Genomic DNA, 18831 nt, shown 5'->3' on the forward strand with positions numbered 1-18831 from the left:
CAAGAACGGATCTGCGCCCAAAATAAGATGTAATCCGGGAGACATAGATTATGATGGTTATGTGAATGTTCCTGACGTAATCTATTTCATCAATTATCTCTTCAAAAGTGGCCCTGCTCCCAGGTCTATGAAATCATCAGACGTGAATGCCGATTGCAGTGTGGATATCGTGGATCTGATCTATCTTATCAATTTCCTTTTCCGCGGAGGTCCCATACCTCAACCAGGCTGCGTGAGTCCCTTATTTAAGCCCGCACCTGTTGCCCTGGCAGAGGTTGAATTGTCCGGATCGAGCGTTAGAGATGGCGTTATCGAGATACCGGTCAGTTCAAGTTCTGGATCGTCTGTGGCAGGCGTGCAGATTTTAGTGGAGTTCGACCCGGCACAATTTGAACCTCTGGATCCGGTTTTGACAGAAAGAAGCCAGTCGCTTTCCATCTTCTCTTCTTACAAGGATAAATATCAGATAATCGGGTTACTCGATTTACAAGGACAAAATTACATCCAGCCTGGCACTGGTTCGGTTGTTACCCTCAGATTCAAACCGAAAGTAGCAAATTATGATTTAAACCGCCTGAAGATCTCCGAGGCGATCCTGGTGGATAGGGAAGCGAATACCCTTAATACAACCGTTAAACCTAACAACTTCTCAACTCCGAATCTAAGATAAAGTAATCTAAAGTTAGTTCCTGAGTGCGAAAAATAGCCTCCTCGGAAATCTAAACCAGGAGGCTATTTTATTGCTTAATTCTTGAGTTCCTTGGTGATGCGAATTATATCAATGCTAAATGTCAAATAGCAGAAATTATAGTGCCTAGACTTTTAAAAAAATACAGGACAGTCCGCCTTCTGCGGTTCTGCCCTGCTGGAACTGAAAGAATTAATGGGCCTTCTGCCCGGTTATTTATATCGGCTGATGGGAAAAGAACTTTAGATATTATTTAAACAAAAAGCCCCATTCAGGGGCTTTTTATCGAACGTCAATATTTATTTCCCTTTAGCCTTCATCGGCTCGCTGCAGCACATCAGTGAACTTGTCCCGATTCCAGCCCGGCTAACGGTTACTTCCATCCCGCAGGGCACACAGTAATATACCTTTCTTGCTCTTTTGGGAGCCGCCCTTTTTCTGGTTGCTTTTTTCTTCGCTGGCATCTATTTCACCTCCTTGAAGTTGATTTTTCAAAAGGTATGATTTTTGTAGTCATTATAGATGATAAGGATAGGACAAGCAAGGAAAATCTTCGTTTAAGACCTAATTAATTTAAGGGGAGATTTAAACGACGGATTAAATCTTTGATCAAATCCGGGCAATTTTATTTTTTGTCACCCTTTAAATCTTTATTTATTTTGAATATGACCAATGAACCACATACAGAATGTGCTGACAAAAAGCAAATTCTGATTGATTTTTCAAATTTTTTGCATAGATTATATCAGGATCTGTAAGCAGTTTGAACCTGCTGGTCTGAAAAATTCCATACTTAAACTAAAAGTTTAAATATGACCTTACCATTGATCCAAATCTTCTTCTCCCTGATTTTGCTTCTACTCTGGTTTTTCCTGGTTAATCTAAGAGAAAAGTATTTAGAGCTCGATCTCAAGGGCTGGGGAGAAATGAGTCTGGGAGTTTTTTTGATTTTCCTGGGAAGCCTCTTGGAACTGGCTGGAAATATCCCAGAACTTGAAAAGTATTTCTTTGTTGGAAATACCTCCTGGGGTGAGCTTAGCAAAATCGCTTTATATGTAGTCGGAATCGTCTTGGTAAGCTATAGTCCTTTAAACTGGCTGCCTTCAATTTTAGAGGCAAGGAAAAAATTCAAGAAAGAGAATTTGAAATCCACTGAGATTAGTTCCTTTTTAGCAAAGTTAAATAAATCCGAGTCCCAGGCTGAGGCTAAGGACAAGATTTCTTCAATTCTGGAATTTACGCTTGCTTATCTTTCCAAAGAGATGAAGGCCGACTCAGGAGCCATTTTTCTTTCGCAGCCAACTGATAATGAGTTAATCTTAGTCCAGTCTCAGGGGTTATCTGATGATACCTTAGAGAATCTCAAAAACACAAGAGTTGACTCAAAGATTTTTTCACTTTGCCTGAAGGATAAGAGGATTGAAACCGCAGGCGAACTATTAAACTCTGATCAAAAATTAGCTATTTTGCTCAAGGAGGATAATATCGAATCAGGGATTTGCATTCCGCTTATTTCTGAAGAGAAGATATCAGGAGTTGTCGCCCTTTTTTCCCGGGTCAAGTATCACTTTGATGACTTTGCACCCGAACCTTATTATGAATTATCGCGGGCTTTAGCCGGTAGAATTCAGAACTTGAGGGAAATCGAAACCCTGGAGCAGAAAGAAGGGGAGCTGAAGATAGCTGGAGAAAAAGAAAAATTTCTCAGGCTTATTGCTGAGGACCTGAGCAAGGGAAGATTAGAGGACGTCCTCTCGCACATAGTCAAAGCCTGCTCAGAGATCTTTCACCCCTGCAATTGCAGAATTTATCTTCGGGAAGGAGACTTGCTGTCTCTAAAAGCCTCTTCATCAGAAGTTTTGCAGGAAGAGGTTCATTTATTCACAGATGACTGGTTTAAAGAAGGAAGCTGGAACGGGGAGCTTAGACTTTTAAATGAAGGACAAAACCAGAAATTTAAAGATAGAAACGGGAAAAAGGTCTTTGCTGTGCCTTTGGGGAATGGCAAAGAACCGACCGGAGTGATTATCTTAGAATGCGAAACCAATCATGATTCTTTTTCACCTTCAGAACAAGATTTCATCAGGACTTTGGCTTTTCAGGCTACAGAAGCTCTGAAAAGCTCGTCCTTGAGCAAGGCGTTGGAGCATAAAGAAAATTTGATCAGCTCGATCTTAGATTCGGTTGAGGATAGGATTACGATATATGATAAGGAATTAAGAGTGATCAAAATAAATAAAGCCGGCTTGAGGTTTTTAAATCTTTCTGAGGAAGAGGTTGTGGGAAGAAGTTGTTTCGAGATAATATATCCTCAGAGCCAGCCTGAGGCTTGCCCCTGCTATCTTTCCTTGAAGGATAAAAAGCCCTGCTTTCAGCAGATTAAATTGACTCAGGAGAAAACCAGCAAAGATGGATTTCTGAAGATCTGGGCTTATCCTCTTTTAAATGAGAGCGGGGAAGTAGACCTACTGCTCGAATACGCAAAGTTTGAAGAAGTACGAGAGCCAGGTTCCGCTGTAGATACTGGAAAAAAAGAGGTCCCCAAGGAGTTCTTTAATGACCTTAACAATATTCTGGCCGGGATTTTAGGTAATGCCGAGCTGATTATGTTTCAGCTTAAGCCATATAAGAATTTTGCCACTGATATGGTCGCTGATCAGATAAGCACCATCGAGCAGTTGGTGATACAGGGCAGCAAGCTGATCCGGGAGGTCAAGGGGGAAATCGAAGAGGTTCCGGAGAAAAAACAGATCACCACAAGAGAAACCATAACCGAGGAAGAAAAGAAAAAAGAAGAGCGGTTAAACATATTAGCCATTGATGACCAGAAGATAATCCGTGACCTTCTGGAGAGTATTTTTCAGGGGCTGGGACACGATATAAAGGTTGTTTCATCCGGCAAAGAAGGGCTGGAGCTTTTTCAGCAGGATGGTTTTGACCTGGTGATAACGGATTTAGGGATGCCGGAGATGTCCGGCTGGGAAGTTTCTCAAAAGGTGAAGGAGATAAGAAAAGAGACCCCGGTGGTGATGATAACCGGATGGGGAGTGAGCTTCGATTCGGAAAAGATCAGAGAATTCGGAGTGGATTACCTTTTGCCCAAGCCTTTTAAGGTGGAGCAATTGTCAAAGCTTATAGAGCAGATCAGGGATGAGAAGATAAGAAAAAGAATACAGGAGTAGGTCAGGAGTTCCTGCTCCTGATACTATTTGGTTGTCAGGTACTCAGGGTATCTGTTCTTCATGACTGTCACGACGCTTTACTCAATCATTGCGAGTCCCCCTACAGGGATGAAGCAATCTGTTATGCTGTGCGGATTGCTTCGTCGTCCAAAGGACTCCTCGCAATGACAGTTAATGACCAGTTTAGTTGCAAAAAATCTGACTGAAACTTATTCTAAACAAGATTTTGTTGTAGGGGCAATTCATGAATTGCCCCTACATTTTTTTTCTTTGACAATCAGGAGAAGTTTACTTAAATTTCTTCAAACAAGGCAGGGGCGTATTGCAATACGCCCCTACGGTTTCTCAGGGAAAGGAGGAACAGATGTTAGTGCAATTCACGATGTTTCCTCTGGATAAGGGGGAAAGTTTAAGCCAGTATGTTGCCAAGGTAGTTGATCTAATTGACAGAAGCGGACTTCCTTATCAAACGACCTCTACCTGCACCCTAATCGAAGGCGAATGGGAAAAGATTTTCAGCTTAATCAAAAAATGCCATAATACCTTGAAAAAGGAATCCAATAGAGTCTACACAGTGATCATCGTGGATGACCGGAAAGGTGCAAAAAACAGATTAAAGGGAAAAGTGGCATCCGTTGAAAAAATTCTAAAAAGGAAAATAAGCAAGTAATTCTAATTGAGCACGAAAGGCTCAAGGCTCAAACGCTCAAACGAGTAAATGTGGAAGATTTCATTATCATACTGGTAACCACTTCTTCCGAGGAAGAGGGAAGAAAGATAGCTCAGGCTCTGATTGAGAAAAGATTCGCAGCCTGCGTTAATCTTATTAAAGACATAGAATCAATTTACAGATGGAAAGGTAAAATCTCGGATGAAAGAGAGATTTTGATTCTGATTAAAACCAGAAAAAAGCTTTATAAAAGCGTAGAGGAGGAAGTCAAAAAACTTCATTCTTATGAAGTGCCGGAGATAGTTGCCTTACCCATTATTTCTGGCTCAAAGGATTATTTATACTGGATCGATTCCGAGACCTAATTCCTGTAATGTAAACCTTCAGGTTTACCGAAAAGTAAAGCTGAAGTCTTCGCCAGGATCCTGCGGCCAAGACCTTGAGGCTTTACACTCCAGTCTAAATTAAAAGACAACAGATTATGCAATATAGAAAGTTCGCAAATACTTATGTGATCAGGCTGGAAAGAGGAGATGAGATAATCGACTCTTTGAAAACTCTGGTGGAGAAAGAGGAAATAAGAGGAGGATTCTTCTACGGCTTGGGAGCGGTGAAAAATGTCTCTCTGGGTTATTTTGATGTGGAGAAGAAAGAATACAAGGAGAAATCGTTTGAGCAGGATTTTGAGCTGACCAGTATGGTAGGGGATGTGGCATTTTCAGGAGATAAGATCATCGTTCATGCTCACGTTACCCTCGCCGGAGAGGATTTCAAAGTTGTTGCCGGTCATTTGAACAAGGCTGCGGTCACTGCTACCACGGAGATAGTTTTCAATCCGGTTGAGGGGAAGCTCTCTAAAAAAATCGACCCGATAACAGGTCTCAACCTTATGGATTTGAAAGAGTGACAGGATGCAGCCCAGTAAAATCGTCACCCTGACTACGGATTTCGGCCAGGCAGGAGGTTATGCCGGTGCAGTCAAAGGAGTGCTCCTAAGAATTAATCCTCAGATCAAGATCGTTGATATAACCCACGAGATATCCCCTTTCAACATCCTGGAAGGAGCACTGCTTTTAAACTCCTTCTATCAGTTTTTCCCCAGAGGAACGATTCATCTGGTGGTAGTCGACCCAGGTGTTGGAGGGAAAAGGAAGGGAATTCTGGTCCGCACTGACAACTACTTCTTCGTAGGACCGGACAATGGAATTTTCAGTTTCATCTATGACCGAGAAAAAGTAAGGGAGATGATCAATCTAACCAGTTCAGAATATTTCCTGGGCAAACCTTCTTCCACCTTCCATGCCAGGGATATCTTCGCGCCGGTATCAGCTTATCTGTCCCTTGGAGTGAAGTCGGGAGAATTCGGTTGCGCAACTCAAGACTGTTATAAATTTAGATTACCCACTTCAGTTCATACGAAAGATCAGATAAAAGGACAGATCATTTTTATCGATAGGTTCGGGAATCTGATTACCAACATAAGTTCAGATTTGATTCGAGGACGCAAAAAAGTTAAGATCGGCATCAAAAATAAGAAGATCAATTACCTCAGTCAATATTATGAAGAAGAAAAAAAGGGGAAGCTTTTAGCATTAATTGGCAGCAGCAACTTCCTGGAGATAGCAGTTAATCAGGGGAACGCTCAAAAGCTTTTAAAAGCTAAAACAGGAGACAAAGTCAAAATTGAGAAAATCTGATAACAAAAGAGAAAAGAGAGAAAATAAGCTAAAAACAAGGGCTAATTCTCAGGTCAGAGAGCGACCCTCGTGGGATCAGTATTTTATGAGCATTGCACGTTTAGCTTCTACTCGTTCCACCTGTCTCAGGCGTCAGGTAGGTGCGGTAATTGTCAAAGATAAAAAAATCTTAGCCACGGGGTATAATGGTGCGCCTATGGGTCTGAAGCACTGTCTGGATATAGGCTGCTTAAGAGAAGAGTTGGGAATTCCTTCAGGAGAAAGACACGAGCTTTGCCGGGCAACTCACGCTGAGCAGAATGCAATCGTGCAGGCAGCCACTTGTGGAGTCAACATAAAAGACAGCATTATCTACTCAACTACTCATCCCTGCATCCTATGTTCCAAGCTCTTAATTAATGCGGGAATAAACAAGATAATAATCGAGGATAGTTACCCGGATGAAATGTCCCGGCAGATGCTGGATGAAGCTGGTGTGGAAATCATAATCATAGGCCAAGACACAAAGGAAAGAAAGAAAACCAAAGGAAAGAGAAAATGAGATGTCCTTTTTGCGGGAATGAAGAGGATAAAGTAATCGATTCCCGTCCTTCCCAGGATGGAAGATCAGTCAGGAGAAGGAGGGAGTGCGAGAAATGCAGCAAAAGGTTTACCACCTACGAGTATATTGAGGACGTCTCTCTGACTGTAGTAAAGAATGATGACAGAAGAGAGCCGTTCGACCGGCCCAAGCTGCAAAGGGGAATAGAGCTTGCCTGTAATAAAAGACCGGTCAGCTCGAAAAAGATAGCTTCATTGGTAGATGAGATCGAAGAGGAATTGCAGGGTTTATCCAAGAAAGAGGTATCCTCCAAAGAGATAGGAGAGCTGGTTATGAAGAAGCTGAAGATCTTAGATGAAGTGGCCTACGTGCGCTTTGCCTCGGTTTACCATAAGTTCAAAGATATAAATGAATTTTTAAACGAACTTCGAAGTTTGCTGGGGTCTTAAAGAAATCGTTTCTCAATCTGTAAATAGATTGTCAACCAGTCCTTCGGACATGCTCGATCTACGCATCCAACTTTATTCTAATATAGTTAACTTAACCAAGAAAGTTCTCCATTTCTAAATTTCATCTTACAATTATCAATTGACAAAGTGCCTAAATAGTTATTATTTAGGCTCTGTTAATGGATTAATTTCTTTTTTTAGGAGGATCAGTTAATAATGCCCAGGGAAAAAGAGATGTCTTTTTTAGATCACCTGGAGGAGTTCAGGGGAAGACTGATAAAATGTCTCATCTCCGTGGTGATCTTCTCAGTCGTAGCCTTTTTCTTCTCAGATAAAATGATAGATTTCATAGCCAAGCCCCTGCCCGGGGTTTATTTTATGGGACCGGTTGAGGCTCTTTCGGTCCGAATGAAAATAGCTATGATCGTAGGAGCGATTGTCAGTTCTCCAGTGATCCTTTATCAGCTCTGGCAGTTTATAGTGCCCGGGCTTTTGGAAAAAGAGGCGAAAGTGGTTGCTCCTTTAGTCTTTTTTTCCACATTCTCATTTGTCATTGGGGCCTCTTTTGCATTCTTCATAGTTCTACCCAATATGATTAAGTTCCTCCTTTCTTTTGGAACGGATAAAATGCATCCCTGGATAAAGATCGATGACTACCTGAGCTTTATTGGATATACCACCCTGATTTTCGGAGTGGTGTTTGAGCTTCCTGTCGTTTCTTATTTTTTAGGTAGAATTGGCATCATCTCATCAGCTACCCTGAGAAAGGGAAGGAGATATGCGGTGGTCGCCATTATGATTGTGGCTGCATTTGTTACCCCGACCCCGGATGCTTTCAATATGATGCTTTTAGCTGTGCCTCTCTACGTCCTCTACGAGCTCAGCATTATAGTTCTGTTAATACAGGAAGCTAGAAAAAAGAAAAAGCTGAAAGCAGGGGAAAGTAAAAAGCCTGAAGCAAGTAGCCTGTAGCAGGCAGCAAAAGAAGGACAAAAGATGAAAATAGCCTTAGGTGCAGATCATAAAGGTTATCAATATAAAGAGAAGGTGAAGAGTTTCCTGCAGGAAAAAGGACATCAGGTTGAGGATTTCGGAACTTTTTCCGAGGAGCCAGTTGACTACCCGGATTTCGCCTTAAAGGTGGCTGAGGCAGTAGCAAAAGATGAAGTAGAACGAGGGATTCTTTTCTGCTGGTCAGGGATCGGTATGAGTATCTCAGCCAATAAAGTTAAAGGAATTAAAGCGGCTTTGTGTCTGAATGAGGAGATGGCAAAGCTGTCTCGACAGCATAACGACTCCAACGTCCTCTCCCTTTCGGCAAAATTTATCGGGGAAGAGGAGCTTCTGAAAATTGTCGAGGTCTGGTTGAATACACCTTTTGAAGGAGGAAGACATCAAAGAAGGCTGGATAAGATCTCCTTAGAGGAGGATTTGAGCTATTACAAACAGGGCTTAGACCTTTCCAGAAAATCAAACAATAAAAAAGGAGAATATTTATCTCTGACTAACATAGGTCTGGTCTATAGCAAGAAAGGTGAGCTGAATAGTGCCCTGGAGTTCTTTGATGAAGCGCTGAAGGTATCTCAGGACATGGAATACGAGGAGGGAGAAGCTGATGCCTGGAGTAATTTGGGGCTTATCCAGACTGCTAAAGGAGACCTGGATAAGGCATTGAGTTCTCATCAGGAGGCATTGAAGATCGATATCGAAAGAAATTATCATGAAGGAGAAGCCAGCGATTTGAATAACATAGGCCTGGTGTGCCGGGCAAAAGGGGAGCTGGATAAAGCTATGGAAAATTATGAAGAGGCTTTGAAAATAGATCAGGAAATCGGCTATCTGGAAGGTCAGGGGATTCAGTTGAACAATATCGGACTGGTCCTTAAAGACAAAGGAGACTTAGAGTCCGCCCTGGCACGTTTCCATGAGGCTTTAGAGATATTTAAGAGTATAGGACTTGAAAAACAAATAAAGCTGACTGAGGAAAATATTAAACAGGTAGAGCAATTAATAAAAGTAAAAGGTTCAAAGGCTTAAAGGTTCAAAAGTTCAAGGGAAAAGGAAAAAGAAAAACGGAAGACGGTAGACGTAAGATGTGAGACGGGAAGACGTAGCGTCCGACCTTTGTGTCGGACGAGGAAATTCTCGCTAAAGAAATTTGGTGGAACAGACATCCTGTCTGTTCGCTAAAAAAAAAGAGTAAAATATGGCTATTGTCGAAAGTGTTGCAGGTAAACTCATTGCCGCAGTAATCTATGATGGTCTAAAGTGCGGGGGAAAGATCATTCTTGGCCCGTATGTCAAAACCTTTCAAAAAGCCCAGAAGGAAGCACAAAAGCAACTAAAAAAGGAATTTTCAGAAGGTGAACTACTTTCTATTTTCACCACCTTTAACAATATGAAATGGAAACTGAGTTTTGGAAAAGAAGCCAGAGAGGAGATAGAAAGAAACCTTGTTAAAGGAATGGAAGCAATTAATGGACAGGTTTTTGTGGACGAACTGGTTACGGAGCTTCATGAAAATAACAGAGAATATAACATAAATTTGGTCAAAAGAGTTATTGGTCGATTTATGGAGATTGTAAGTGTAGAGCTCCGAGCAAATCATGAGATTCTTAATTATTTACAAGATATAAAGCTGGATAAAATCAAGGAGAAAATTGATTCAGAGTTTGGAGAAGTTAGAGAAAGATTAGAACGTATAGAACAAAAGATTGATAGACTTCCAGAAAAAATGGGAGAACCAATAAAATACGTAGACGGTATCCCTCAGAGTGAGAACCTAAATCTAAGAAATCTTTTTGATGAAGGAGGTAAACATTTAGATCGTTATGAGTATGATAAGGCTATTAAAGCCTTCAGGGCTGCTCTGGCATTACAGGACCTTGAGGCATCCGAAGCTGTAGCACTTTTAATTAATATCGGGGTTGCGGAGTATAAGCAAAGCAAATGGGACCAGGCTTTAGGGAATTGGAAAGAGGCACTAGATACTGCTGAAAAAGCCGAGAATGAAGGAGGTCAAGCTGCCGCATTAGGAAATCTTGGCTTGGTTTATATGGACAAAGGAGAATGGAACAGAGCGATGGAGTTGCATAATAAAGCATTGAAAGGATTTGAGAAGATAAAAAATGTGGGTGGGGTAGCGTATGCTTTTAATAATCTTGGTTTGATTTATCAGAATAAAGGTGAATGGGACAAAGCGATAGAATTTTACAATAAGAGTTTGGAGCTGAAAGAGAGGTTAGGTGATAAGCATGGGATCACACAAACATACAATAATCTGGCTGGTGTTTATCTATTAAAAGGCGAATGGGGTAAGGCTGAAGAGTTCTATGAGAAAGATTTCAAAATGAAGGGAAAAATTGGCGATGCCTACGGAATATCGAAGAGTTTCACTGGTCTTGGATTAGTATATGAGAAGAAAGGAGAGTGGAACCGGGCAATAGAGTTTTATAACAAGAGTTTAAAGATCGAAGAAAAGTTTGGTGATAAATACGGAATGATTCAGATTTATAATAATCTTGGATTGGTTTATAGCGATAAGGGCGAATGGAATAAGGCGATGGAGTTTTTTTATGAGGCATTGAAAGGATTTGAGAATATAGGGGATAATTCTGGGATGGGCAAGACATTTAATAATCTTGGTATGGTTTATATGACTAAAGGAGAATTGGACCTGGCGATAGAGTTTTATAACAAGAGTTTGAGGATAAAGGAGAAGATAGGAGATAAGCATGGAACGGCACAGACATATGGTAATTTAGGCAATGTGCATCAGCTTAAGGGCGAATGGGAAAAAGCGATAGAGTTTTATAACGAGAGTTTAAAGATTGATGAGAAGATAGGAGATAAACATGGGATGGCACAGACTTATAATAATCTGGGCTTAGTATATAAGGCTAAGGGCGAATGGGAAAAGGCGATAGAGTTTTATAATGAGAGTTTAAAGATAATGGAGAAGATAGGTGATGAGTATGGGATGGCACCGACCTTTAACAATCTTGGTCTGGTCTATGCTTCCAAAGAAGAATGGGATAAGGCAATAGCGTTTTATAATGAGAGTTTAAAGATAAAGGAGAAAACAGGAGATGAGCATGGGATGGCACAGACTAAGGGGAATATTGGGATTTTATATAAAATTCAAGGCAAAAAAGTGGAGGCGAAAAAATTATTGGAGGAGAGTTTGAGGACTTTTGAGAAAATTGGTGATAGACTTAATGTAGAGATTGTAAGGAGACATTTGGAGGATTTGTAGAGTTAGTAGAGACGCATCGCATGCGTCTCTGCCTAGTCTAAATCGCCCGACATAATACTCGGTCGTTATGTAAACAGAAAATCGAGGAGTAGTTATTATGAGTAAATTAAAAGAAGTTGATCCAGAGGTTTACGCAGCCATCTTAGGTGAGACTAAAAGGGAAGCATATCAATTGGAACTTATCGCTTCAGAGAATTTTGTAAGCGAGGCGGTCCTTGAAGCTTTAGGCTCGGTGATGACGAATAAATATGCTGAAGGATATCCGGGAAGAAGGTATTATGGTGGTTGTGAATATGTGGATATTGTGGAGAATTTAGCCCGGGAAAGAGCTAAAAAGCTTTTCGGTTGTGAGCACGTGAACGTTCAGCCGCATTCTGGCTCACAGGCTAATATGGGGGTATATTTCTGCGTTCTGAAACCCGGGGATACCATTTTAGGTTTAAATCTTTCCCACGGAGGTCACCTGACCCACGGCTCACCAGTCAATTTCTCTGGCAAATTCTTTAAGGTTTATTTTTATGGAGTGAGAAAAGATACTGAGGTACTGGATTATGATGAAATCCTGAAGATTGCTAAAGATTGCAAGCCCAAAATGATTGTAACTGGAGCAACTGCATATCCTCGCATACTGGATTTTGTCAAGTTTCGCCAGATAGCTGATGAGGTTGGGGCTTATCTGATGGCTGACATTGCCCATATCGCAGGGCTTATCATTGCAGGGATACATCCTTCACCTGTGCCTCTGGCTGATTTTGTCACCACCACGACTCACAAAACCCTGCGAGGTCCGAGAGGCGGGATGATAATGTGTAAAGGAAAATATGCCAAGCAACTTGATAAGGAGATAATGCCGGGAATACAGGGCGGACCATTGATGCATGTCATAGCTTCAAAGGCAGTGGCTTTTAAAGAGGCTTTACAGTCTTCGTTCAAGGAGTATCAGATTCAGATTGTCAAGAATGCAAAGGCGCTGGCTCAAGAACTTTTGAATTACGGCTATCACGTGGTGGCTGGAGGTACTGATACTCACCTGATGTTAGTGAGCTTTGTAGAGAAAGGGATAACCGGTAAGGTGGTGGAGGAGGCTCTGGACAAGGCAGGTATAACTGTAAATAAAAACACAGTTCCCTTTGACCCTCAGAAACCCTTCATAACTTCAGGAATAAGGATTGGAACACCTGCAGTTACGACTCGTGGAATGAAAGAGCCAGAGATGAAAAGAATCGGCAGGCTTATACATGAAACCATCTCAGATTTAGGGAATGAGGAGGTTTATAAAAGAGTCCGAAAAGAAGTGGAGGAACTTTGCAGAGAGTTTCCCTTGTATAAGGAAAGACTGGAGGAAGGTAGCAAGTAGACAGCATACAGGGTATTTTGTAGCGTCCGACCTCCTGGTCGGACGAATTTGATGTAGCGGAGCTCTTCAGACCTCCATTAAATATGGAAAGCTGAAGCTTTCCGCTACAAAAAAACTATGGAAGGTTAAAGTCTCAAGACCTTGACGGCCTTCCTCTACAAAAGAAAAATCAAGAAATGAGCATTCATAAAGATAGAATCAGAGCTGTTTTGAAAGGGGAAATGCCTGACAGGGTTCCAATCTCCTTGTGGAGGCATTTCTATGAGAAAGAATCGACTGCTGAAGGTCTGACAGAGGCTATGATAGATTTCCAGAAAAAATATGATTGGGATTTTATGAAGGTTAATCCACGGGCAAGCTATCATATCGAAGGATGGGGAGCAAAAGTCGAGTTCAACCACGGTCCTTTAAGGAAAACCGAGGTCATAGAATATCCGATCAAAAAAGCTGAGGATTGGAAGAAATTAGAGGCTCTTAAATTCTCAAAGAAAGCCTTGGAAGAGCAGTTAAGGGTTTTAAGTCTGATTAAGAAAGAATTCAAAGAGGAAATATTCCTCGTAGAAACAATATTTACCCCGCTATCCATTGCAGGGGATTTAGTTCCAGAAGAAAAAGATTTGGTAAAAAGTTTGAAAGAAAACCCTCAGATAATCCATTCTGCCTTAGAGATAATTACTGATATCTTTTCAGACTTTGCGCTCGAGTGTCTGAATGCAGGAGCTGATGGGATTTTCTTCGCAACTACTGAATGGGCAACTAAAGACCTTTTGACGGAAAAAGAATATCTGGAATTCGGTAAACCCTATGACCTGAAAGTTTTAAGGAAGATTGAATCTGCCGAATTCAACATCCTGCACGTCTGCAAAAGTAACAATTTACTTCCACTTTTTGTTGACTATCCGGTCAAGGTAGTAAACTGGAATGCAACCGACCTGACTAACCTTGATTTGAAAGAAGGTGCAAAGCTTCTAAATAAGGCAGTACTGGGAGGGATAGACCACGAGAAATTATTGTTGAACGGGACACCGGATGAAGTTTCTAAAAAAATCAAAGAGGTAGTTGAACGTAACCAAGAAGTCAGGTTTATGCTGGGATCGGGATGTACCATTTCACCTCAGACACCTGAAGAGAATCTCCAAGCTGCAAGAACTGCCGCGGATGGATACTGATAATAAATAATTTGTTTTTTGTAGCGGAAGGCTTCAGCCTTCCATTTCCTTATGGAGGTCTAAAGACCTCCGCTACATTCAGCAAGAAATTCAAGTCTTATAAACCAGGAGTAAGCTATGAAGAAAAAAGAGACTGAGATTATCAAGCAGATTGACGAATTAGTGCAATCTAAGAAAGAAAGGGAGGAAGTTCTTAGAGAAACCGTAAAAGTTCTCAAGGAAAACTACGAGCATTATAACTGGGTCGGGATTTACCTTTTAGAAGGCGACGAGCTTGTACTTGGTCCTTATTTAGGCAAGCCCTCACCTCATACCAGGATCCGTCTGAATAAAGGAATCTGCGGGGCTGCGGCCAGCCAGAAGAAGACAGTGAATATCCCGGATGTGAGTGCTGATCCAAGGTATTTAGCCTGTAGTCTGGAAACCAGGTCCGAGATTGTCGTCCCTATAATGAGGGGAGAACAGGTATTTGGTGAAGTAGACATAGATTCTAACAAGTTAAGTGCCTTTTCAAAAGAAGAGCAGCTGCTTTTGGAACAGGTTTGTTCGATTCTTTCTGAGCTTTTCTGATTTTTCTTATGTTTTCACTTGCATTTAATATGAAAGAAAATGCATAAAAATTGACTTGATTTTTTAAAGAAGATGGTATTTTGAAGCATTCACCTAAAAACTTGTCAAAATTAAGAGTTCTATAATGCTTTATGTTGCATCGACTTAATGCCAATACTTTAAGTGATAGTTTAAGCTATCAGATAGAATGACGCAATTTTCATTCATTCGAAAAGATGACGGCATATCTTTTGCATTTTTTTGAAAAGAATAATACCATTTTTATTAAGGAGAAAAAGTGGAGCAGGAGATATCTAAAGAGGGTCTAAAGTATCAGGTTCTAAGGCTTTTAGCCATCAGAATCAACAGCTCGGTTCCCATTAAAGAGATAATTCAAGAAGGAATCGCCAGGGCAATTGAGATAATGGACTTAGAGGCAGGCTCGATTTCCTTATGGGACGAGGAAACAAAAGAGCTGGTCTCTGAAGCAGTTGCTGGTCCTAAGGAGAAGACTGATCTGCTTTCTACTATTGAAAAAGGTGCCATTCAGGTGATGAGAAGAGATCTCAAAATCGAATCAGTATATCTTACCTTTGAAAAAGAGGGTATACACAGCGTTTTTTCCTATCCTATCAGAGCAGATGGAAGATTTTTAGGTGCCATAACCGGGTTAAGTCAAGGTAGCAAAAATCTGATGCTGGAGGAAGAGTTCTTAGAAGCGTTGGGCAGTCAGCTTGGATTAGGGGCTGCAAAAGCAGAAGGCTATATGAGCAAGGCAGAAAAAAAGAAAATGGAGGAGGAGAAGGAACAGACAATCAAATCAGAAAGGCTTACAGCCATAATGCATACCTCAGTGGCGATAAGCCATGAGATAAACAACCCCTTGACTGCCATTCTGGGAAATGCCCAGCTCCTTTTGACAAGAAAGGAGTACCTTGACCAGGAGACTGTCGAAAAGCTGAAAATAATCGAGGAAAACGCCTTAAAAATAAAAGAGGTAACCCAGAATCTTCTGAGGATAATCGAGCCGGTGATTACGGAATATGCTGGCGGGGTTAAGATGCTGGATATAGCGAGGTCTAAAAAAAGAGAGTTTTCGTCAGAATCTTAGTTGTAGGGGCGAGGTTTCCTCGCCCATTGTCGACATTGAATAAGATGTGGTCATTAGGTCTCCTGACCCGACTATAAAGATAGCATAGGGGCGTATTGTAATACGCCCCTACGAAAAGAATCGTAGAGACGCATTCGATGCGTCTCTACAAAAAAATAAAAAAGGCGAGATCAACCTCGCCTTTTTCTTTGTCTCCTGTCTCCCCTATTATGCCACTTTGACTTCTTTCTTTTCGGGCATTACAGTCTCAGTTTTCTTCTCTTCCCTGCTGACAGGTTCGGTTAAGCTGGCCTTTGCCTTCCTGGCATCTATTCTTTCTTTTCTTAACCTGATCAGCACTGCCAATGAGATTAGCATGAACATAAAGGAATTAACCTGTCTGAAGATTTCTCCATAGTTGAAAATGGCATCCAGAAAAGCCAGCACGCCCAAGAAGAAAAGCATGGTTGACCAGAAAAGCATAAAACACCTCCACGGATATGGGATTTAAATTTAGTCACCTCACTAATTCACTTTTTCTTAATCGGCAGTTTAAGGATAAACCTTAGAGTTAATGTTTAAAAAAAATAGAGTTAAGATTTCGTAAAATTTATGTTTTCTTTCGTATAAAGATGTCGTTTCAGCGTTCATGCTTGACAGAGTGAGGTTTCATCAGAACAGGTATTATCTTCTAAAACGCTTGAATGAAAACTCAGGAAAAAATTTCTGGAGTATCCCGCTTCTGGCGGGATCAATATGTAATTTTCTTTCGATTGTACAGAGGTAAAGCTGAAGCTTTACACTCCACCTTCCATTATTTTCAGAGATCTCTAAATAAACCCTTGACACTCAGGAGAAGAAAGGCTAATATTATAGTCTTACTAATATGATAGAAAATCTCTTACATGAGAACTGTGGCATTTTCGCCATTTTCGGAGCTAAAAAGGCCTCGGAATTGACCTATTTAGGTCTTTATGCACTTCAGCACAGAGGACAGGAAGCATCTGGAATAGTCTCCTCAGACGGGAGCAGACTTTACCAGCGCAAAGGAATGGGGCAGGTCAATGAGGTGTTCGAAAGCAAGGAGGTCTTGTCCAGTTTAAGAGGTGAAATGGCTATTGGCCATAATCGCTATTCCACTACCGGCTCCTCGACTGTTGCCAATATACAGCCTCTTCAGATAACCTATAAAGGCGATAAGCTTTTAGCTGTAGGACATAACGGAAACCTGACCAATTCCACCAGCTTGAGAAAAAAGCTGGAGAAAGAAGGCTCGATTTTTCAAACCACAACTGACAGCGAGATAATCCTGCACCTGATCGCCCGCTCTAAAAAAGAGAAGATCGAGGACAGTTTAGCAGATGCTTTATCCCAGGTTAGCGGGGCGTACAGTTTAGTTTTCATCACTGCTGATTCCATCCTGGCAGCAAGAGACCCGTATGGCTGGAGACCTCTGGCATTAGGTAAGCTCAAGGATGCCTGGGTGGTGGCATCTGAGACCTGCGCCTTTGATATGATAGGTGCAAAATATCTAAGAGACGTTCATCCAGGCGAAATCCTCCTGATTAATGAAAAAGGATTAAAATCAATAACTCCTTTTAAGAAAGTCAAGCATGCTTTTTGCATTTTCGAGTTCATCTACTTTGCCCGTCCGGATAGCATGATCTTCGGAGAAAATGTAGATAAGGTCAGGAGAAGACTTGGTCATCAATTAGCCAAAGAGCAGCCAGCAGATGCGGATATAGTTATCGCTGTGCCGGACTCAAGCAATACGCATACTCTTGGATATTCTGAGCAGTCAGGCATTAAATTCGAAGTTGGCTTGATCCGGAACCATTATATAGGCAGGACCTTTATTCAGCCGGAGCAGAAGATCAGGGATCTGGATGCGAGAATAAAATATAATCCGGTTAAGGGAGTCCTGAAGGATAAAAGAATTGTCATAGTTGATGATTCTATCGTCCGCGGAACCACCAGTAGAAAATTAGTCTGGATGCTGAGAAATGCCGGAGCAAAGGAAGTTCACTTCAGGGTAAGCTCCCCACCCATTACCAGCCCTTGTTTTTACGGAATCGATATGCCCACCAAAAAGGAGCTGATTGCCTCGACTAAGTCAGTGGAACAGATCAGAAGATATTTGGGCGTGGATTCTTTGGGTTATCTCTCTATCGAGGGAATGCTCTCAATGCCCTCCCTGCCCAAAGAGAGTTTCTGCGTTGCCTGCTTCTCAGGCAGATATCCTACTAAGATAGAAAATAATATCGGGAAGTTTGCGTTGGAATTAAAGTAATGTCATAAATTCCGCTCCTGGTGGATGTTATCATCCACCAGTTTTTTTTTGTCGAGGATGATAACATCCTCGACGAGCAGAAATATCGGGAAATTTGCCCTGGAATTGAAGTAAGAACAATATCCACCTCTCAGGAACGCCTGGTTACTAACCTACTCAACTATCACTGAGGCTCACAAGGCAGAGGACCGCCCTTGAAGAGATAATTTATGAGATAGACTATGTCGGAAACGGTGACCCACCGATCACAGTTAGGGTCCCCGGCCTGAAGGGTGCAAGGTGGGGATCCACCTTTAAAAAGAAAATTTACCAAGTAAACGACATCAGATACTGTAATCCGGCAGTCGCAGTTGCCGTCACCGGCCATACATAGGTTTAAGCTCCAGGTCTGATTGGACCATGTTGATAAATGGTTATCGTAAGCCCTCACCTTCCAGAAATATTTGCCGAACGATAGGGTATCAGTCTCTTCACTGGTCCAAAGGTTCGTATGCACGAGCGTCGAATCGGGATGGAAAGTGAGAGAAGTGCTAATATACAAATCGTATCGCACTGTATCCCAAGGATCGGGATCGATGGGACTGGTCCAGTCAAAAGTTATAATTGGGAATCGATAAATTATGGTATCGTTAAAAGGTGAAACAAGAGAAAATGTGTCCGGAGGATAGCTCTGCCAATACTTTATAGTGGCATAGTCACCACCTGGCAGGCTGCCGTCACTCCATCCAGTCACATAAACATTGCCAGAACCATCTACTGCTATAGCAGAAGCTTCATCATTGTTTACAGACCACTCGGACCTTCTTACCCAAGCAGTATCTCCATTGGAATAATACTTTAGGGTGGCACAGTCTACAGATGTACCACTACCATAACTACCCCCAGCTACATAGA

General features: G+C 41.6%; 19 protein-coding genes and 1 pseudogene. 17 read left to right on the forward strand and 3 right to left on the reverse strand.

The features are described from left to right. A partial coding sequence (locus MUP17_08020; protein MCJ7458923.1) for a dockerin type I repeat-containing protein occupies positions 1-670 on the forward strand: 670 nt, incomplete at its 5' end. 317 nt (positions 671-987) lie between these two features. On the opposite strand, the gene MUP17_08025 is transcribed toward MUP17_08020, so the two are convergent. Next, positions 988-1152, reverse strand: coding sequence for a hypothetical protein (locus MUP17_08025; protein MCJ7458924.1), 165 nt, complete (start codon positions 1150-1152; stop codon positions 988-990). A 348-nt stretch (positions 1153-1500) separates the two neighbouring features. Here MUP17_08025 and MUP17_08030 point away from each other — a divergent pair, with 348 nt between their 5' ends. The 15 genes and pseudogenes from MUP17_08030 to MUP17_08100 all read left to right on the forward strand — a co-directional run bounded on the left by MUP17_08030 (position 1501) and on the right by MUP17_08100 (position 15668). Further along, on the forward strand, positions 1501-3870 hold the full coding sequence (locus MUP17_08030) for a response regulator (GenBank protein MCJ7458925.1): 2370 nt from the start codon (positions 1501-1503) through the stop codon (positions 3868-3870). A 364-nt stretch (positions 3871-4234) separates the two neighbouring features. Continuing rightward, positions 4235-4540, forward strand: coding sequence for an MTH1187 family thiamine-binding protein (locus MUP17_08035; protein MCJ7458926.1), 306 nt, complete (start codon positions 4235-4237; stop codon positions 4538-4540). 50 nt (positions 4541-4590) lie between these two features. After that, complete coding sequence (locus MUP17_08040; protein MCJ7458927.1) at positions 4591-4905, forward strand: divalent-cation tolerance protein CutA; 315 nt, start codon at positions 4591-4593, stop codon at positions 4903-4905. 116 nt (positions 4906-5021) lie between these two features. Further along, positions 5022-5447, forward strand: a complete 426-nt coding sequence (locus tag MUP17_08045; protein ID MCJ7458928.1) for a DNA-binding protein — start codon at positions 5022-5024, stop codon at positions 5445-5447. A gap of 4 nt (positions 5448-5451) precedes the next feature. Continuing rightward, on the forward strand, positions 5452-6237 hold the full coding sequence (locus tag MUP17_08050) for an SAM-dependent chlorinase/fluorinase (protein ID MCJ7458929.1): 786 nt from the start codon (positions 5452-5454) through the stop codon (positions 6235-6237). An 85-nt stretch (positions 6238-6322) separates the two neighbouring features. Continuing rightward, entirely contained in the window at positions 6323-6778 is a 456-nt protein-coding gene (locus tag MUP17_08055; GenBank protein MCJ7458930.1) for a dCMP deaminase family protein, read from the forward strand. Next, positions 6775-7227: a transcriptional regulator NrdR gene (gene nrdR, locus MUP17_08060; protein MCJ7458931.1), complete on the forward strand. Its 453-nt coding sequence runs from the start codon at positions 6775-6777 to the stop codon at positions 7225-7227. Before MUP17_08055 ends, nrdR begins: the two co-directional genes overlap by 4 nt. 216 nt (positions 7228-7443) lie before the next feature. Next, positions 7444-8199 (forward strand): twin-arginine translocase subunit TatC, encoded by a 756-nt coding sequence (gene tatC, locus MUP17_08065; GenBank protein ID MCJ7458932.1) that lies wholly within the window; start codon positions 7444-7446, stop codon positions 8197-8199. Between the two features lie 24 nt (positions 8200-8223). Further along, positions 8224-8643 (forward strand): annotated as a pseudogene (gene rpiB, locus MUP17_08070) (ribose 5-phosphate isomerase B). Positions 8644-8658: 15 nt separating this feature from the next. Continuing rightward, complete coding sequence (locus tag MUP17_08075; GenBank protein MCJ7458933.1) at positions 8659-9264, forward strand: tetratricopeptide repeat protein; 606 nt, start codon at positions 8659-8661, stop codon at positions 9262-9264. Positions 9265-9433: 169 nt separating this feature from the next. Further along, positions 9434-11482 carry a tetratricopeptide repeat protein gene (locus tag MUP17_08080; GenBank protein ID MCJ7458934.1) on the forward strand — a complete coding sequence of 683 codons (2049 nt, stop codon included), beginning with the start codon at positions 9434-9436 and terminating at the stop codon, positions 11480-11482. Positions 11483-11579: 97 nt separating this feature from the next. After that, positions 11580-12839 carry a serine hydroxymethyltransferase gene (locus MUP17_08085; protein MCJ7458935.1) on the forward strand — a complete coding sequence of 420 codons (1260 nt, stop codon included), beginning with the start codon at positions 11580-11582 and terminating at the stop codon, positions 12837-12839. A 176-nt stretch (positions 12840-13015) separates the two neighbouring features. After that, positions 13016-14008: a hypothetical protein gene (locus tag MUP17_08090; protein MCJ7458936.1), complete on the forward strand. Its 993-nt coding sequence runs from the start codon at positions 13016-13018 to the stop codon at positions 14006-14008. A gap of 117 nt (positions 14009-14125) precedes the next feature. After that, positions 14126-14578 carry a GAF domain-containing protein gene (locus tag MUP17_08095; GenBank protein ID MCJ7458937.1) on the forward strand — a complete coding sequence of 151 codons (453 nt, stop codon included), beginning with the start codon at positions 14126-14128 and terminating at the stop codon, positions 14576-14578. 277 nt (positions 14579-14855) lie between these two features. Beyond that, on the forward strand, positions 14856-15668 hold the full coding sequence (locus MUP17_08100) for a hypothetical protein (GenBank protein MCJ7458938.1): 813 nt from the start codon (positions 14856-14858) through the stop codon (positions 15666-15668). Between the two features lie 207 nt (positions 15669-15875). Here MUP17_08100 and MUP17_08105 read toward each other — a convergent pair whose 3' ends face one another. After that, entirely contained in the window at positions 15876-16130 is a 255-nt protein-coding gene (locus MUP17_08105) for a hypothetical protein (protein ID MCJ7458939.1), read from the reverse strand. A 403-nt stretch (positions 16131-16533) separates the two neighbouring features. Here MUP17_08105 and purF point away from each other — a divergent pair, with 403 nt between their 5' ends. Continuing rightward, entirely contained in the window at positions 16534-17937 is a 1404-nt protein-coding gene (purF, locus tag MUP17_08110) for an amidophosphoribosyltransferase (GenBank protein MCJ7458940.1), read from the forward strand. A 163-nt stretch (positions 17938-18100) separates the two neighbouring features. On the opposite strand, the gene MUP17_08115 is transcribed toward purF, so the two are convergent. Then, a partial coding sequence (locus MUP17_08115) for an SBBP repeat-containing protein (GenBank protein MCJ7458941.1) occupies positions 18101-18831 on the reverse strand: 731 nt, incomplete at its 5' end.

This window comes from Candidatus Zixiibacteriota bacterium, assembly GCA_022865345.1.
Classification (GTDB): domain Bacteria; phylum Zixibacteria; class MSB-5A5; order MSB-5A5; family RBG-16-43-9; genus RBG-16-43-9.

Bases quoted from the DNA above. Each gene is read 5' to 3' on its own strand.
- MUP17_08025 (MCJ7458924.1), bottom strand. From the start codon at position 1,152: ATGCCAGCGAAGAAAAAAGCAACCAGAAAAAGGGCGGCTCCCAAAAGA.
- MUP17_08030 (MCJ7458925.1), top strand. From the start codon at position 1,501: ATGACCTTACCATTGATCCAAATCTTCTTCTCCCTGATTTTGCTTCTA.
- MUP17_08035 (MCJ7458926.1), top strand. From the start codon at position 4,235: ATGTTAGTGCAATTCACGATGTTTCCTCTGGATAAGGGGGAAAGTTTA.
- MUP17_08045 (MCJ7458928.1), top strand. From the start codon at position 5,022: ATGCAATATAGAAAGTTCGCAAATACTTATGTGATCAGGCTGGAAAGA.
- MUP17_08050 (MCJ7458929.1), top strand. From the start codon at position 5,452: ATGCAGCCCAGTAAAATCGTCACCCTGACTACGGATTTCGGCCAGGCA.
- MUP17_08055 (MCJ7458930.1), top strand. From the start codon at position 6,323: ATGAGCATTGCACGTTTAGCTTCTACTCGTTCCACCTGTCTCAGGCGT.
- nrdR (MCJ7458931.1), top strand. From the start codon at position 6,775: ATGAGATGTCCTTTTTGCGGGAATGAAGAGGATAAAGTAATCGATTCC.
- tatC (MCJ7458932.1), top strand. From the start codon at position 7,444: ATGCCCAGGGAAAAAGAGATGTCTTTTTTAGATCACCTGGAGGAGTTC.
- MUP17_08080 (MCJ7458934.1), top strand. From the start codon at position 9,434: ATGGCTATTGTCGAAAGTGTTGCAGGTAAACTCATTGCCGCAGTAATC.
- MUP17_08085 (MCJ7458935.1), top strand. From the start codon at position 11,580: ATGAGTAAATTAAAAGAAGTTGATCCAGAGGTTTACGCAGCCATCTTA.
- MUP17_08090 (MCJ7458936.1), top strand. From the start codon at position 13,016: ATGAGCATTCATAAAGATAGAATCAGAGCTGTTTTGAAAGGGGAAATG.
- MUP17_08095 (MCJ7458937.1), top strand. From the start codon at position 14,126: ATGAAGAAAAAAGAGACTGAGATTATCAAGCAGATTGACGAATTAGTG.
- MUP17_08105 (MCJ7458939.1), bottom strand. From the start codon at position 16,130: ATGCTTTTCTGGTCAACCATGCTTTTCTTCTTGGGCGTGCTGGCTTTT.
- purF (MCJ7458940.1), top strand. From the start codon at position 16,534: ATGATAGAAAATCTCTTACATGAGAACTGTGGCATTTTCGCCATTTTC.